Annotated in this window: 10 protein-coding genes and 1 pseudogene; 3 read left to right on the top strand and 8 right to left on the bottom strand. The window is 71.5% G+C overall.

What is annotated here, in order from left to right; all coding sequences use genetic code 11:
* Positions 1-279, bottom strand: a pseudogene (locus FNH04_RS29375) (phosphatase); the annotation flags it as partial.
* Between the two features lie 442 nt (positions 280-721).
* Here FNH04_RS29375 and FNH04_RS29370 point away from each other — a divergent pair.
* Positions 722-1,129, top strand: coding sequence for an SsgA family sporulation/cell division regulator (locus FNH04_RS29370; RefSeq protein ID WP_152788810.1), 408 nt, complete (start codon positions 722-724; stop codon positions 1,127-1,129).
* Positions 1,130-1,146: 17 nt separating this feature from the next.
* On the opposite strand, the gene FNH04_RS29365 is transcribed toward FNH04_RS29370, so the two are convergent.
* From FNH04_RS29365 to FNH04_RS29355, 3 genes are all read right to left on the bottom strand, one after another.
* A complete protein-coding gene (locus FNH04_RS29365) occupies positions 1,147-2,247 on the bottom strand; it encodes a baeRF3 domain-containing protein (protein WP_152788809.1) in 1,101 nt (366 codons plus the stop codon).
* A 177-nt stretch (positions 2,248-2,424) separates the two neighbouring features.
* Positions 2,425-2,970 carry a DUF4232 domain-containing protein gene (locus FNH04_RS29360; protein WP_152788808.1) on the bottom strand — a complete coding sequence of 182 codons (546 nt, stop codon included), beginning with the start codon at positions 2,968-2,970 and terminating at the stop codon, positions 2,425-2,427.
* Between the two features lie 143 nt (positions 2,971-3,113).
* On the bottom strand, positions 3,114-4,715 hold the full coding sequence (locus tag FNH04_RS29355) for an alpha/beta hydrolase (protein ID WP_152788807.1): 1,602 nt from the start codon (positions 4,713-4,715) through the stop codon (positions 3,114-3,116).
* A 143-nt stretch (positions 4,716-4,858) separates the two neighbouring features.
* On the opposite strand from FNH04_RS29355, the gene FNH04_RS29350 reads away from it, so the two are divergent.
* Positions 4,859-5,593 carry a class I SAM-dependent methyltransferase gene (locus FNH04_RS29350; RefSeq protein ID WP_152788806.1) on the top strand — a complete coding sequence of 245 codons (735 nt, stop codon included), beginning with the start codon at positions 4,859-4,861 and terminating at the stop codon, positions 5,591-5,593.
* A 203-nt stretch (positions 5,594-5,796) separates the two neighbouring features.
* On the opposite strand, the gene FNH04_RS29345 is transcribed toward FNH04_RS29350, so the two are convergent.
* Complete coding sequence (locus FNH04_RS29345; protein ID WP_152788805.1) at positions 5,797-6,807, bottom strand: LacI family DNA-binding transcriptional regulator; 1,011 nt, start codon at positions 6,805-6,807, stop codon at positions 5,797-5,799.
* Positions 6,808-6,953: 146 nt separating this feature from the next.
* Between FNH04_RS29345 and FNH04_RS29340 the strand changes: the two genes are divergently transcribed.
* Positions 6,954-8,105, top strand: coding sequence for a Gfo/Idh/MocA family protein (locus tag FNH04_RS29340; protein ID WP_152788804.1), 1,152 nt, complete (start codon positions 6,954-6,956; stop codon positions 8,103-8,105).
* 15 nt (positions 8,106-8,120) lie between these two features.
* Here the strand turns inward: FNH04_RS29340 and FNH04_RS29335 are convergent, their stop codons facing one another.
* From FNH04_RS29335 to iolD, 3 genes are all read right to left on the bottom strand, one after another.
* Positions 8,121-8,822, bottom strand: a complete 702-nt coding sequence (locus FNH04_RS29335; protein ID WP_386574667.1) for a GntR family transcriptional regulator — start codon at positions 8,820-8,822, stop codon at positions 8,121-8,123.
* A 249-nt stretch (positions 8,823-9,071) separates the two neighbouring features.
* Positions 9,072-10,574, bottom strand: a complete 1,503-nt coding sequence (locus tag FNH04_RS29330; protein ID WP_152788802.1) for a CoA-acylating methylmalonate-semialdehyde dehydrogenase — start codon at positions 10,572-10,574, stop codon at positions 9,072-9,074.
* A gap of 140 nt (positions 10,575-10,714) precedes the next feature.
* Positions 10,715-12,598 (bottom strand): 3D-(3,5/4)-trihydroxycyclohexane-1,2-dione acylhydrolase (decyclizing), encoded by a 1,884-nt coding sequence (gene iolD / locus FNH04_RS29325; protein WP_152788801.1) that lies wholly within the window; start codon positions 12,596-12,598, stop codon positions 10,715-10,717.
* Positions 12,599-12,621: the final 23 nt, after the last annotated feature.

Raw genomic sequence — 12,621 nt, 5'->3', positions numbered from 1 at the left:
GGCCGGTCCGGGGAAGGCGGCCGCGGGATCGGCCGACACCGGGGGCGGGCCCTCCCGTAACTGGGCCAAATGCTGGTCGAGATCGTTGAGTTGGTGCAGCGCCAGGTCGTACAGCGCGCGCTGCCAGCGCTCCTCCGGGTCCGAACCGTCACCCCGGGTGTCCCGCCGTACCGCGTCCACCTCGCCCCGCAGCCGCCGCGTCTGCGAGATGAGCCCTTCGACGGTGCCGTGCCCCGAGGGCTGGCCGGCCGGGCGATCCGCGGAGAGATGGGGCGGCATGACGTACTCCGATACAGGGACGGTACGACCAAGGCGTGCTGGAAGGACCGTTACGACTCTTGCACAGCCTGCGACGCACTGTAAGGGATTTGGCAACACCCGATACGGTGGTGCATCTGGCATATGCCGCAGTCCTTACGGAGAGCGTAGGTGGCCTTTCCGGTGTACGCGCCAGGGCCGCCATGTCGTATGCGAGGTACGTGACTTGACGGGCCGTCGGGTGGGTCGTCGACCCCTTTCGGGCTCCTGTTCGATGCCTGCTGGTTCCCGGGTCTGTGGTTCGGCGGCGAGGGGCGCGAGGATCGGCTCGTGCCGAGCCCCAGTAGAACGCGCTGGGTGACGTGAGTCACAGGGGACATCCAGAACACCATGTCGCGCGAACCCTCCGCGAGGTCGTGAAGGCGCGTCGGCGCAACAGCCGGCACATCAACGGAGGATGATCATGCACATCACCCTGGAGCAGCCCGCCCGTGCCTGCCTGGTCACCGATGACGACCAGGAACTTCCCGTGCCCGCCACACTCCGCTACACCTCCGACGATCCCCTGGCCGTGAGCATCGATTTCCCGGCCGACGTCTCGCTGGCGGGCGAGGAGATCACCTGGACGTTCGCCCGCGCGCTCCTGGACGAGGGCCTGTGCGTCCCCGTGGGGAACGGCGACGTGCACATCTGGCCGCTCGGGCAGTCCCATACGGTCGTGGAGTTCCACTCGCCGTACGGCCTGGCCCTGATCCAGTTCGACGCGGAGGCCCTGCGCCGCTTCCTGCTCTGTTCCTACGCCGTCGTCGCGGCCGGCAGCGAGGACATGGGCCCGGCCCTCGACCGCGACCTGACCGCCCTGCTCGGCTGAACCGGCGTCATGCCCCGTCAGTAGCGCAGTACTCCGGCGATCCCCGGTGCGTCCCCGAGCGTGCCGTCCGGTACGAAGCGGACCTCCGCCCCGGTCTCCAGGCAGCGCTCGACGATCTCGTCCACGATGTCCTCGCGGGCGCCGAGGTCACCGCTCTCGGCCGGTACGAGGTGGTCGCCCCGGTCGTCCCGGACCGTGACGCGGTAGTTCTCCTCCACGGCGAGGAGCCGGACCCGGCCCTGCTCGGCGCTCTGCCGGATCTCGTCGACCCCGGCGGCGAACTCCTTGCGGCCGCGGGCCAGTTCGAGCTCGCGGGCCACGAAGTCGATGTTCCTCCGGTCCTCGGCGGCGACCAGCGGACGCACTGCCTGCCACACGGCCTCGGCCGAGGCGTGCGCGAGACCGCCGTGCTGGACGTGGACGGCGTCCTTGGTGACCGTGCCGATGTCGTCCAGGCAGGACAGCGCCGCCGGCTCGCCCGTGACGTACAGCGGCCGGGGATTCTCGCGGAGCACGGCGCCCAAGGCCGTGTCGGCGTCGCGCAGGAAGTGCCGGGTCCCTTCGTCGCGGAACGTGCTCCGCACATCGCCGATGCGCTCCTGACGCTCGGCGTCCGGGTTCTCCACCAGTCTGCGGGTCAGCGGGAAGCCCTCGTCGCGCTCCTCGGTGACACGGTGACCCGCGCCGTTCCACAGCGTCACCCGGTCGGCGGAGACCGACAGCACCCAGAACGGCCGCTCGGCGGCCTGCGCGGCCACCAGGTTGCGGGTCAGGAAAGTCTCCGAGAGGACCACACGCTCGGGCACCGTGCGGGCCAGCGACCACACCTGGTGCTCACCGGGCGCCGCGAAGATCACCAGGCCGTCCTCCGTGTGCGCGAGATCGACCTCCGCCAGGGCCTGGTCGAGCTGGACGGCGACGTCGTTGCGCCGCTCCCGGGTGACCGCGGGGTCGGTCTCCAGTTGCTTCTTCGCCTCGGCCAGCACATTGCGCAGCCGGACCGGGTCCTGCGCGTTGTCGGGCTCGCGGCGGTGCGTGGGCGTCAGTACGGACACGGCCGGATACGGCCGCGGGCGGCGCAGATCGGCGAGGGTCGCGGGACTGAGGGTGTGCTCCATATCAGCACCATAGGACCGATTCGCTATTGAGGCATTTGGGGTAAATCGCTAAACGGTCAACGGGTGGCCGGGCAACTCGGCCGGGACCGGGCGGGAGCCCGTGTTCCGGTGTCCCGGAGGACGGCAGGCAGGCCGACCGAGTGGCCGGCCTGCCGGGTGTGCCGGGGCGCGCGGCCGTCAGCCGGTCGCGTCCTCCAGTGCCTCGTCGGCGGCCGCCTTGGACGGCTTCCACCAGGTGGTCACCGGCTCCCACACGAGGACGGCGTCCCCCGCGCCCAGCCGACGCGCGGTGATGGTGCGCCCGAAGTGGTCCGGATGGGCCGAGACGGTGATCGTGTCCACGCTCCGGGCCTCCGGGTCGGACCGGTCGGCGATGGTCCGGACGGCGGCGTACGCCGTCTCGCCGGCGCCGATCCGGCGCGGCCCGGTCTCCCCCGGGGGTACCGGCAGGGCCGAGCCGTCCAGGTTGCCGAAGGTGACGATCGGGACGCGGTCGACCGTGCAGGCGCGGGAGCCCTGGTTGGTGACGCTGATGTGCACGACGGTCGGGTTGCCCGACTGCCGGACCCCGATCGAGAGCGACGTCCTCGCGCAGACGGCGGTCTTCGCGGCGGGCCGCACGCCCTGGCGCACGTCGTGCGGCCCGGCCGCCGAGGACTGCGGCACGGTGAGAAGCAGTGCGGTGGCGGTGGCAGAGAGCGCGGCGATGGAACGCATACGCATGAGAGTGATGTTCCCCCACTTTTGGTGGCGTACAAGCGCGGTGCACGCACAGGCGACGCTTGATCAATGCGGTGCGCGCGGCGCACAAGAGGTTGTACCGGTCCTGATCCCTACGCCCACCCGGGTGACCATGTTCGGCGGCTTCAGTCGTCCGCCCGACCCGGTTCGGCGGACCCGCACGAACTCCCGTCGTCCGGCAGCGTCCCGTACAGCAGGAACTCGTCGATCTTCTCCTGCACGCACTCGGAGGACCCGTAGCCGGTGTGCCCCTCGCCCTTGTTGTCGAGGACCACGGCCGACGAGCCGAGCCGCTCGGCGGTCTCCACGGTCCAGCGGTACGGGGTCGCCGGGTCCCCCCGGGTGCCGACGAGCAGCATCTTCGGGGTGTCGACGTTGCGCACCTCCTCGCGGATGAAGTCGGTGCCCTTGGGGCGGCCGTAGCACATCAGCACCTGGTTGAGCCGGTACAGCCCGAAGACCGGCGAGACCCTCTCGTACCGGGCGCGCAGCCGGTCCACCTCCTCGGTCATCCGTGCCGCGGAGGGCCGGTCCGGGTCGTCCGCGCAGTTGATGGCCATCAGGGCGGCGGGGAAGTTGTCGAGCGGCACTTCCTCCTCGTCCACCAGCCCACCGCCGCTCTCCCCGGGACGCGGACGCGGGGCGTCCGGAGCCGCGATGCCGCCGGTGGCGAGCTCCAGGACGCCCTGCGTGTCGCCGTCCTGGACGAGCGCGTTGAGGGCGGCGGTGAGCGCGGGCCACATCTGCTCGCTGTAGAGCGCCTGGCTGATGGCGCCCACGAGATCCTGACCCGAGAACGCCTGCCCGAAGGCCGTCGGTACGGGACGTTCGTCCAGCGCCTCGACCAGTTCGACGACCTCCTCCCTGGCCGCGCGCGGGTCCTGGCCGAACGGGCACGTCAACTGCTCGGCGCAGGAGTCGAGATAGCTCTCCAGCGCGGTCTGCTGGCCCTCCGCGCCCACCAGCCCCTGCTCGGAGAGCGGGTCGGTGAGCGTGTCGACACCGTCCATGGCCATCCGCCCGACCTTGTCGGGGAACTGGGCCGCGTACACCGCGCCCAGCCTCGTTCCGTACGAGAAACCGAGGTAGTTGAGCTTCTTGTCACCGAGCGCCGCGCGCATCACGTCCAGGTCGCGGGAGGCGTTGACCGTGCCGATGTGGCGCAGCACGGGGCCCGAGTGCTCGGCACACTGTGCCGCGGCCTTCTCCAGCTGCTTGAGCACGGCCGCCGGATCCTTCGCGTCGTCCCCGTCGTCGGTGCTCTCCACTGCCGCGCCGGTCCCCTCGCCACAGCTGACGGGGGAGGAGCGGCCGACGCCGCGCGGATCGAAGGTCACCACGTCGTAGCCATCCGTGAGGCCCAGGAACTCATCGCCGCCGTAAGCGAGTTGGGGAACGCCCGGCCCGCCGGGGCCGCCGAAGTTCAACAGGACGGAACCCCGCTTGTCCTCGCCCGTCGCCTCGTAGCGCGCCATCGCCAGATCGAGCGTCCCGTCGCCGGGCCGCGCGTAGTCCAGCGGTACGGTCACCTTCCCGCACTGAAGATCCTCCGGCATCTCCATGCCCTCGCATGTGGACCACTTGATCCGCTGCTCGTAGAAGCGGGACAGATCGGGTTCGTCCGCGGCTCCCGAAGCCAGTGACGCCACGGACGGCAGGCAGGCCCCGAGCAGGACCAGTGCCACGGCCGCGGCTCCGGTAGCGCAGCGTCTGTGCGGAAAACGCATGCAGGCCTCCAGGGACGCCCGGCCGTGGGCCGGGGATACCCCCCGGATCACGATAAGCGGGCACGCCCGACCGCGCCTCTGGGCGAGCGGGACACCAGGACGCCCCGTATCCTGCCCGTCGGCCGCGCACTACCGTCCGTCCCATGGCTGACGAAGTCTTCCGGCATCCGCGGCTGGCCGCCGTCTACGATCCCCTCGATCCCGACCGGAGCGACCTGGACCCCTACCTCCGCCTCGCCGAGCGGTTCGGTGTGCAGCACGTGCTGGACATCGGCTGCGGCACCGGTGTGTTCGCGCTTCTGCTGGCCGCGCGCGGCATCGAGGTCGTCGGCGTCGATCCCGCCCGTGCCTCCGTCGACGTGGCCCGGGCCAAGCCGGGCGCCGACCGGGTGCGCTGGATCCACGGGGACGCCACGACGCTGCCCCCGCTGCGGGTCGACCTCGCCACGATGACGGCCAACGTCGCGCAGGCCATCGTCGCCCCCGACATCTGGCACCGGACACTCAAGGGCGCCTTCGACGCGCTGCGGCCGGGCGGGCATCTGGTGTTCGAGACCCGCGATCCGTCCCGGCGCGCCTGGGAGTGCTGGAATCGCGAGGTCTCCTACCGCGTGACGGAGATCCCGGGCGTCGGCGCGGTCGAGACCTGGGTCGAGCTGATCGACGTCGACGGCCCGTTGGTGACCTTCCGGCAGCACTACGTGTTCGCCGCGGACGGCGAGACCCTGACGTCCGACTCCACCCTGAGGTTCCGTGAACGCCAGGAGGTCGAAGCGGATCTGGTCGCCCGGGGATACGCCCTGCGAGAGGTGTGCGACGCCCCTGACCGGCCGGGCAAGGAGTTCGTCTTCGTCGCTCTGCGGCCCGGCTCCGGCTGACGGACTCTCCGTCCATGAGTGGACATCAGGCCGTCACGCGCTGGGTCCGTGGCCGGGTCCCCGAGCTGCGGGAGCGCTTTCCGCAGGTGCCGGAGCGGTTGTGGGCCCGGCTGGAGGCCGTCCACGGGCGCGGGTTCGCGACGGCCGTCGCGGGGACGGCCGTCGTGGTCACCGCCGCCGCTGCCGACGGGTGGCGTCACGGTTCAGGCGCCGCCCCCGCGCGGCGGGCCCGTGGTTCCCCGTACCTCGAGTGCCGGTGTCGCGAGCACGGTTTCGGACGGGCGGTCCGGGGTGGTGACGCGGTCGAGGAGGCACTGGGCGGCGCGGCGGCCGACGTCGTGGCTGGCGTTGTCCACAGTGGTGAGCCACAGATGGCGCAGACGTGAGAGGTACGTGTTGTCGTACCCGACGAGGGAGAGGTCCCGCGGCACCCGGAGGCCGAGTTCCTCGGCGGCCGACAGGGCGCCGACACAGGCGATGTCGTTGAAGGCGAAGACCGCTGTGGGGCGCTCACCGGCGGTGAGGAGGCGGACCGTGGCCCGGTAGCCGCCCTCCTCGGTCAGATCGCCCTGCTCCACGACCGCCGTGCCGGACAGCCCGTGCTCGCGCATGACCGTCTCGAAGCTGCGGCGGCGCAGTTCGCCGACCACGCCCCGCCCGGCGATATGGGCGATGCGCCGGTGGCCGAGGCCGATGAGGTGCTCGGTGGCGAGACGCGCGCCGCACTCGTCGTCGCCCGCCACGATGTCCACCCGTGGCAGTGCGGGCTCCCGGGCGCCCGCGACCACGGTGGGGATGTGGGCGGCCGCCGTGCGCAGGGCCTCGGAGGGCGGCAGCGTGCCGACCGCGACCAGGCCGTCCACCCGCAGATCCGTGAACGTGCGGGTGAGGTCCTCGCCGAGCCGCCGGTTGAGGTGGCCGTCGGCGAGCAGCATGTGCAGACCGCTGTCGTGGAGACGGGAGTTGAGGCCGTCCAGGAGTTCCACGAACCAGGGGTTGCGCATGTCGTTGAGCAGCACGCCCACCGTGCGTGTGCGCCGCTCGCTGAGACTGCGCGCCGCCGCGTTCGGGCGGTAGCCGAGCTCCTCGACGGCCGCGAGGACCGCCTGTCGCTTCTCGGGGCGCACCTGGTCGGAGCCGCGCAGCACGAGGGAGACCAGCGACTTGGACACGCCGGCGCGTTCGGCGACGTCACGGATCGTCGGGGGTCTCATGGCTTGGACCGTTCCATATAGTGGCCGACTTGTCAAAGGGCTCGTCAAGGGGCTCGTCGAAGGGCCTGGGGCAGGGGTTGACATGTGCTCCTACGGGCCTCAGGGTGAACTGGAGACGTTCTGGAACGGTCCAAAGAAGGGCAGTCATGGTGAGTACGCTCGGCGTCGCCGTCGTCGGATTCGGCTGGATGGGACGGGTCCACACCCAGGCGTACGCGCGGGTCCTGCACCACTTCCCGCAGCTGGCCGTGCGCCCCGAGCTGCTGACCGTCGCCGAGGAGGTGCCGGGCAGGGCCGAGGAGGCCGCGGCGCAGTTCGGGTTCGCCGCGACGGCCCGCGACTGGCGCGAGGTGGCCGCCGACCCCCGGGTCCAGGCGGTCAGCATCACCGCCCCCAACTTCCTGCACCGCGAGATCGGTGTCGCGATGGCCCGGGCGGGCAAGCACATCTGGATCGAGAAGCCCGTCGGCCTCACCGCGGACGACGCCCGCGCGGTCGCCGGCGCCGTCGCCGAGGCCGGCGTCCAGGGCGCCGTCGGCTTCAACTACCGCAACGCTCCAGCCGTGGCGTACGCCCGCGAGCTGATCGCCTCCGGCGAGATCGGCACCGTCACCCACGTCCGCGTCCGGCTGTTCAGTGACTACGCGGCCCACCCCGAGTCCGCCCTGACCTGGCGGTACGAGCGGGAGCGCGGCGGCAGCGGAGTGCTGGGCGACCTGGCCTCGCACGGCGTGGACCTGGCCCGCTTCCTGCTGGGCGACATCGCCTCCCTGACCGCCGACACCGCCATCTTCGTACCCGAGCGCGCCCGGCCCACCGGGGCCACCGCGGGCCACTCCCGGGCCGCCGGCGGCGAACTGGGCCCGGTGGAGAACGAGGACTACGTGGGCTGCCTGCTTCGCTTCGCCTCCGGCGCCCGCGGGGCCCTGGAGGCCTGCCGGGTCTCCGTCGGCGAGCAGAACAACTACGGCTTCGAGGTGCACGGCACCAAGGGCGCCCTCTTCTGGGACTTCCGCCGCATGGGCGAGCTGGGCGTCAGCCGTGGCACGGCCTACCAGGACCAGTCCGTCAGCACCGTCCTCGTCGGCCCCGGACACGGCGAGTACGCCGCCTTCCAGCCGGGCTCGGCCAACGCCATGGGATTCGACGACCTCAAGGTCATCGAGGCGCACAATTTCCTGCGTTCCATCGCCGAGGGCACGCCGCACGGCGCCACCCTGGACGACGCCGTGCACAGCGCCGCCGCGCTGGACGCCATGAGCCGGTCGGCCGAGTCGGGGGCGTGGGTGAGCCTCTGACCCGGCCGGGGCCCGTCAGCCCCGTACGAGCAGCTGGAACTCGAACGAGTAGCGCGAGGCCCGGTAGACATGGGTGCCGTACTCGACCGCCCGGCCGGTGTCGTCGTACGCCGTGCGCTGCATCGTGAGCAGGGCGGCACCCTCGGGCTCGCCCAGGCGCTCGGCCTCCTCGGGGGTGGCCCGGCGGGCACCCACCGACTGGCGGGCGCTGTGCAGGGTGATGCCGGCGCCCCGCAGCATGCGGTACAGGCCGGTCGCCTCCAGCTTCTCCGTGTCGAGGTCCAGCAGTCCCTCGGGGACGTAGTTGGACAGGTGCGCCACGGGCTCGCCATGGGCGAGGCGCAGCCGCTCCACGTGGTGCACCTCGGCGCCCTCGGCGATACCCAGGGCGGCAGCGACCTCGGCGGAGGCCGGGACGACCTCGTTGCCGAGCACCCGGGTCGTCGGGCTCTGGCCCGCGGCCTCCAGGTCGTCGTACAGGCTGCTGAGCTCCAGCGGGCGCTTGACCTGGCTGTGGACCACCTGGGTGCCCACTCCCCGGCGGCGTACGAGGAGGCCCTTGTCCACCAGGGACTGGATGGCCTGGCGCACGGTCGGGCGGGACAGGCCGAGCCGTCCGGCGAGTTCGATCTCGTTGCCGAGCAGGCTGCCGGGGCCCAGCACGCCGTGCTCGATCGCGGACTCCAGCTGCCGGGCGAGCTGGTAGTACAGCGGCACGGGGCTGGTGCGATCGAGGGTGAAGTCGAGCTTCACGGGAGTGGTGCTGGTCACGAGATGAGCGTATCCGTCCGTCTTGATGACAGGAACCCTGGTCATCGTGTTGTCATGACAAGGAGGGGATTCCCTGTCGGTCCTCCACCGGCCGTCCTGTGTCGTACGACGGCCGGTGTCGTGCGGACGGCCGGTGTCGCGCGACGACCGGTGCGGGACGGCCACGCATCCGTCCCGCACCGGCAGCGTCCCCGCTCACGAGTTGCTGGGGAAGCCCAGGTTGATCCCGCTGTCCGCCGGGTCCGGCCAGCGGGTCGTGATCACCTTGCCCTGTGTGTAGAAGGCGATGCCGTCATTGCCGTAGACGTGCAGATCACCGAAGAGCGAGTCCTTCCAGCCGCCGAACGAGTGGTAGCCGACGGGCACCGGGATCGGCACGTTGACGCCGACCATGCCCGCCTGGACCTCCAGCTGGAAGCGGCGGGCGGCGCCGCCGTCGCGGGTGAAGATCGCGGTGCCGTTGCCCCAGCGGGAGCCGTTGATCAGCTTGATCGCGTCCTCGTACGTGTCGGCGCGGACCACGCACAGCACCGGACCGAAGATCTCGTCCTTGTACGCGTCCGCCGTCACCGGCACCTTGTCCAGCAGCGAGACACCGAGGAAGAAGCCCTCAGCGCACTCGGGGTGTCCCTCCACCGCGTAGCCGCTGCCGTCCACGACGACCTCGGCGCCCTGCTCGGCGGCGCTCGCCACATACGACGCCACCTTGTCGCGGTGCTCGCGGGTGATCAGCGGACCCATCTCGGAGGCCGGGTCGTTGCCGGGGCCGATACGCAGGTTCTTCGCGCGCTCGGCGATCTTGCCGACGAGTTCGTCGCCCGTGTCGCCCACCGCGACCACGACCGACACCGCCATGCAGCGCTCACCCGCCGAGCCGTACGCCGCGTTGATCGCCTGGTCGGCCGCGAAGTCCAGATCGGCGTCCGGCAGGACCAGCATGTGGTTCTTGGCGCCGCCCAGCGCCTGCACGCGCTTGTCGTGCTCGACGGCCTTGAGCTGGATGTACTTGGCGATCGGTGTCGAGCCGACGAAGGACACGGCCGCGATGTCCGGGTGCTCCAGGATGCGGTCCACGGCCACCTTGTCGCCCTGCACGATGTTGAACACACCGTCCGGGAGGCCCGCCTCCGCGAGCAGCTCGGCCAGCCGGTACGAGGCGGAGGGGTCCTTCTCGCTCGGCTTCAGCACGAAGGTGTTGCCGCACGCGATGGCCAGCGGGAACATCCACATCGGCACCATGGCCGGGAAGTTGAACGGCGTGATGCCCGCGACGACCCCGAGCGGCTGGCGGATCGAGGCCACGTCGACGCGGGTCGAGACCTGCGTGGACAGCTCGCCCTTCAGCTGCACGCTGATCCCGCAGGCCAGCTCCACGATCTCCAGGCCACGGGCGACCTCGCCGAGCGCGTCGGAGTGGACCTTGCCGTGCTCGGCGGTGATCAGTTCGGCGATCTCGTCGCGGTGCGCGTCGAGGAGCTCGCGGAACTTGAACAGGACCGCCGTGCGCTTGGCGAGCGAGGAGCTGCCCCAGCTCTCGAATGCGGCCTTCGCCGTCGCCACCGCGGAGTCGACCTCGTCGACCGTGGCGAAGGGGATCTGCTTCTCCTGGGCACCGGTCGCCGGGTTGTAGACGGGACCGAAGCGCCCGGAGGTGCCCTCGACGGGCTTGCCGCCCATCCAGTGGTTGATGGTCTTCATGGTGCGGGGGCCTTTCCTGAACGAGAAGCCGGCGAGAAGTCGAAAGAGGTGCCGGCGAGCAGTCGGAGGGGTGCCGGCGAGAAGCCGGAGGGGAATCGGCGGGGAGCCGAAACGGGACTCGGCGGTGAGTCGGCCGGGTGTCAGAGGTGGCGCCGACGGTCGGCGACATTGCGGTCGTACCTCTCGCGGGCCCGGACGGCGGATTCTCGGGAGGCGACCTCGGCCACGGGCACGTCCCACCAGGCCTCCGCCGGGGGAGCGGTGGGCGCCGGGTCGGTCTCGACGTACACGCACGTCGGCCGGTCCGAGGCACGTGCGGCGGCGAGGGCGTCCCGCAGTTCGCGGACGGTCTTGGCACGGATCACGTCCATGCCGAGACTGGCGGCGTTGGCGGCGAGGTCCACCGGCAGCGGCGCCCCGGTGAAGGTGCCGTCGGCGGCCCGGTAGCGGTAGGCGGTGCCGAAGCGCTCGCCGCCGGTCTCCTCGGAGAGGCCGCCGATGGAGGCGTACCCGTGGTTCTGGATCAGGACCATGTTGACCGGCAGGCCCTCCTGGACCGCGGTGACGATCTCGGTCGGCATCATCAGGTACGTGCCGTCGCCGACCAGCGACCAGACCACCGTGTCCGGAGCGGCCTGCTGGACGCCGATCCCGGCCGGGATCTCGTAGCCCATGCAGGAGTAGCCGTACTCCAGGTGGTACTGGCGGGGGCTTCTCGCCCGCCACAGCTTGTGCAGGTCGCCGGGGAGCGAGCCGGCCGCGTTGATCACCACGTCCTCGTCGCCCACGACCGAGTCCAGCGCGCCCAGCACCTGCGTCTGGGTGGGCACGGCGTGCTCGTCGTCCGCGCGGTAGGCGGCTACCACGACCTGCTCCCAGCGCTCCTTGCCCGCGCGGTACTCGGCCTCGTACGCCTCGCTGACGCGGTGTCCCGAGAGCCCGTCCGTGAGCGCCTCCAGGCCCGCTCGGGCGTCGGCGACCAGGGTGCGGGCGGCCAGCTTGTGGGCGTCGAAGGCGGTGATGTTGAGGTTGACGAAGCGCACGCCCGGCTGCTGGAACAGCGTGTTGGACGCGGTGGTGAAGTCGCTGTAGCGGGTGCCGACACCGAGGATCAGGTCGGCGGTGCGCGCGATGTCGTCGCAGACCGCGGTGCCGGTGTGGCCGATACCGCCGAGGTCCGCCGGGTGGTCGTGGCGCAGTGAGCCCTTGCCCGCCTGTGTGGAGGCGACCGGGATGCCGGTGGCGTCCACGAGCGCCTTGAGCGCCTCCTCGGCCTCGCTGTGGTGGACGCCGCCCCCGGCGACGATCAGCGGCCGCTCGGCGGCGCGGATCGCGCGTACGGCCTCGGCGAGCTCCAGCGGGTCGGGCGCGGGACGGCGTACGTGCCACACGCGCTCGGCGAAGAACTCCTCCGGCCAGTCGAAGCCTTCCGCCTGCACGTCCTGCGGCATCGCGAGGGTCACCGCACCGGTCTCGGCCGGGTCGGTGAGGACCCTCATGGCGTTCAGCGCGGACGGGATGAGCGTCTCCGGGCGCGTGACGCGGTCGAACCAGCGGGAGACCGGGCGCAGGGTGTCGTTGACCGACACGTCGGCCTCGGTCGGGTGCTCCAGCTGCTGGAGCAGCGGGTCGGCGGGGCGCGTCGCGAAGTAGTCGCCGGGCAGGAGCAGCACCGGCAGGCGGTTGATCGTGGCCAGGGCGGCGCCGGTGACCAGGTTGGTGGCGCCGGGGCCGATGGACGTCGTGACCGCCTGTGCGGAGAGCCGGTTGAGCTGACGGGCGTGGCCCACGGCGGCGTGCACCATGGCCTGTTCGTTGCGGCCCTGGTGGAACGGCATGGTGTCCTCGCCGGCCTGCAGGAGAGCCTGGCCGAGACCGGCGACGTTGCCGTGGCCGAAGATGCCCCAGGTCCCGGCGATCAGCCGGTGCCGTACGCCGTCGCGCTCGGTGTACTGCGCGGACAGGAACTGCACCAGCGCCTGGGCGACGGTGAGGCGACGCACTGACTGGTTCGGGTGGCTCATCGGGACCTCACTGGGACGGGTTC

Origin of the sequence: Streptomyces phyllanthi, from assembly GCF_009377205.1 — a bacterium.
Lineage (GTDB): Bacteria > Actinomycetota > Actinomycetes > Streptomycetales > Streptomycetaceae > Streptomyces > Streptomyces phyllanthi.
The sequence above is the reverse complement of the archived record's forward strand: the minus strand, read 5'-3'. Positions and strand labels throughout refer to the sequence as shown.

Coding starts and splice junctions, on each gene's coding strand:
- FNH04_RS29340 (WP_152788804.1), top strand. CDS start 6,954: ATGGTGAGTACGCTCGGCGTCGCCGTCGTCGGATTCGGCTGGATGGGA.
- FNH04_RS29365 (WP_152788809.1), bottom strand. CDS start 2,247: ATGGAGCACACCCTCAGTCCCGCGACCCTCGCCGATCTGCGCCGCCCG.
- FNH04_RS29355 (WP_152788807.1), bottom strand. CDS start 4,715: ATGCGTTTTCCGCACAGACGCTGCGCTACCGGAGCCGCGGCCGTGGCA.
- FNH04_RS29370 (WP_152788810.1), top strand. CDS start 722: ATGCACATCACCCTGGAGCAGCCCGCCCGTGCCTGCCTGGTCACCGAT.
- FNH04_RS29350 (WP_152788806.1), top strand. CDS start 4,859: ATGGCTGACGAAGTCTTCCGGCATCCGCGGCTGGCCGCCGTCTACGAT.
- FNH04_RS29360 (WP_152788808.1), bottom strand. CDS start 2,970: ATGCGTATGCGTTCCATCGCCGCGCTCTCTGCCACCGCCACCGCACTG.
- FNH04_RS29330 (WP_152788802.1), bottom strand. CDS start 10,574: ATGAAGACCATCAACCACTGGATGGGCGGCAAGCCCGTCGAGGGCACC.
- iolD (WP_152788801.1), bottom strand. CDS start 12,598: ATGAGCCACCCGAACCAGTCAGTGCGTCGCCTCACCGTCGCCCAGGCG.
- FNH04_RS29345 (WP_152788805.1), bottom strand. CDS start 6,807: ATGAGACCCCCGACGATCCGTGACGTCGCCGAACGCGCCGGCGTGTCC.